The sequence below is a fragment of the Acidiferrimicrobium sp. IK genome, from assembly GCF_025499425.1.
Classification (GTDB): domain Bacteria; phylum Actinomycetota; class Acidimicrobiia; order Acidimicrobiales; family Palsa-688; genus Acidiferrimicrobium.
This window is the reverse complement of sequence record NZ_JAIMCB010000047.1, coordinates 1-1,014: the sequence shown is the minus strand read 5'-3', so window position 1 is coordinate 1,014 and position 1,014 is coordinate 1. Positions and strand designations below refer to the sequence as shown.

Below are 1,014 nucleotides of genomic sequence, written 5' to 3'. Positions count from 1 at the left end.
AGAGGCCGCGCGGATAGGCGAAGGAGCCCCTGACCAGCATCTCCGCGCCGTTTGAGGGGCATCCACCGGTCGTCGTGTTGGCCCGAGTTTGATCTCGGGTGCGACCAACAACCGACGACCGAGTGGAGGCCCGCTCCCATCATGCGCGCACTGGACCCCGAAGTGCGAGACACCGTGTGGGCGGGCATCGCCCCACTCATCCCGGCCCGCCCCGACAACCACCCGCTCGGCTGTCACCGTCGACGAGCGTCTGACCGGGACTGCTTCGATGTCATCTTGGTCCGCCTCGCCACCGGCTGCTCGTGGGAAGACGCCGAACGCCTCTGCGGCAACAAGGTCTCCGACACCACCGTGCGCTCCCGGCGTGACGAGTGGCAAGCCGCAGGGATCTTCGACCGGATCGCAGACCGCGCCATCGAGGGCTACGACCGGATCATCGGCCTCGACTTCTCCGACGTCTCACTCGACGGGTCCGTGCACAAAGCCCCTTGCGGCGGGCCCGGAACAGGCCCGAACCCCACCGACCGGGCCAAGCTCGGCTGGAAGTGGTCGGTCCTCGTCGACGCCGATGGCATCCCGCTCGGCTGGCACGCCGACGGCGCCAACCGCCACGACTCGCTCATGCTCGAAGCGACCATTGACGACCTCGGAGGCCGGGCCATGGTCGATGACATCGAGACCATCTGGCTCGACCGCGGTTACGACAGCGACATCACCCGGGCCCGTCTGGCCGAGCGGGGCATCACCGACGCCGTCATCGCCCGCAAACGCCGCCGAGGCGAAGCGAAGCCCACCACGCCGACACCAACCCGTCCCAACCTCGGGCTGCGCTGGCCCGTGGAACGCACCAACAGCTGGCTATCGAACTTCGGGCAACTACGACGCAACACCGACCGCAAGCCCGCCCACCGCATCGCCCAGTTCGCCCTGGCCGTCACATTCCTGCTCGTCGCCAAACTCATCGACTGGCGAAACCGCTGGTCACCGGCATCAACACCAATCCGCTGAGCCTCT

1 protein-coding gene is annotated in these 1,014 nt (G+C 67.8%); it reads left to right on the top strand.

Going from position 1 to position 1,014, the window contains the following annotated elements; genetic code table 11:
• Nucleotides 1-141: 141 nt before the first annotated feature.
• Nucleotides 142-1,008 carry an IS5 family transposase gene (locus tag K6U06_RS24490; RefSeq protein WP_262324615.1) on the top strand — a complete coding sequence of 289 codons (867 nt, stop codon included), beginning with the start codon at nucleotides 142-144 and terminating at the stop codon, nucleotides 1,006-1,008.
• Nucleotides 1,009-1,014 lie beyond the last annotated feature (6 nt).